Here is a 1163-nt window from a genome sequence, read left to right on the forward strand (position 1 = left end):
GAAAAGTTTGAGCGTACAAAACCGCACGTTAACGTAGGCACCGTCGGCCACGTTGACCACGGTAAAACCACGCTGACCGCAGCAATCACCAAAGTTCTGGCAGAAGCAGGCGGCGGTTCATTCCAGGACTACAGCGACATCGACAAAGCACCGGAAGAGAAAGCTCGTGGTATCACGATCTCGACCGCGCACGTTGAGTATGAGACGGAAAACCGTCACTACGCACACGTCGACTGCCCGGGCCACGCTGACTATGTTAAAAACATGATCACGGGTGCGGCACAGATGGACGGTGGTATCCTTGTTGTTTCGGCAGCAGACGGCCCGATGCCGCAGACCCGTGAGCACATCCTGCTTGCGCGTCAGGTTGGTGTTCCGGCGCTTGTCGTGTTCATGAACAAGGTTGACCAGGTCGATGACGAAGAGCTTCTTGAGCTCGTCGAAATGGAAATCCGAGAACTTCTGTCGTCCTACGACTTCCCGGGCGACGACATTCCGGTCATCAAGGGTTCTGCTCTTGCTGCTCTGGAAGGTCGCGATGACGAAATCGGCAAAAACGCTATCCTCGAGCTGATGAAAGCGGTTGACGAATTCATCCCGGCTCCGGACCGTCCGAAAGACAAGCCGTTCCTGATGCCGATCGAAGACGTGTTCTCGATCTCGGGTCGTGGTACGGTTGTGACCGGTCGTGTTGAAACCGGTGTTGTTAAAGTTGGCGAAGAAATCGAAATCGTCGGCATCAAAGACACCGTTAAAACCATCGTTACCGGCGTTGAAATGTTCCGCAAGCTGCTCGACCAGGGCGAAGCTGGCGACAACATTGGCGCGCTGCTGCGTGGTACCAAGCGTGAAGACGTCGAACGTGGTCAGGTTCTGGCCCACGTTGGCTCGATCACCCCGCACACCAAATTCGAAGCAGAAGCCTACATCCTGAACAAGGATGAAGGTGGCCGTCATACGCCGTTCTTCTCGAACTACCGTCCGCAGTTCTACTTCCGTACGACTGACGTTACCGGTTCGATCGAGCTGCCGGCAGGCACGGAAATGGTTATGCCGGGCGACAACGTTCAGATGACCGCAACCCTCATTGCACCGATCGCAATGGACGAAGGTCTGCGTTTCGCAATCCGTGAAGGCGGTCGTACCGTCGGCGCGGGCGTTGT

1 protein-coding gene is annotated in these 1163 nt (G+C 56.0%); it reads left to right on the forward strand.

Annotation, left to right across the window (positions count from 1 at the left end):
• The coding region (tuf, locus tag JF44_RS0109045; RefSeq protein ID WP_033068671.1) for an elongation factor Tu at window positions 1-1163 on the forward strand (1163 nt) is incomplete at both ends.

It is taken from the genome of Thalassospira australica (genome assembly GCF_000763295.1).
In the GTDB taxonomy this organism is placed as follows: domain Bacteria; phylum Pseudomonadota; class Alphaproteobacteria; order Rhodospirillales; family Thalassospiraceae; genus Thalassospira; species Thalassospira australica.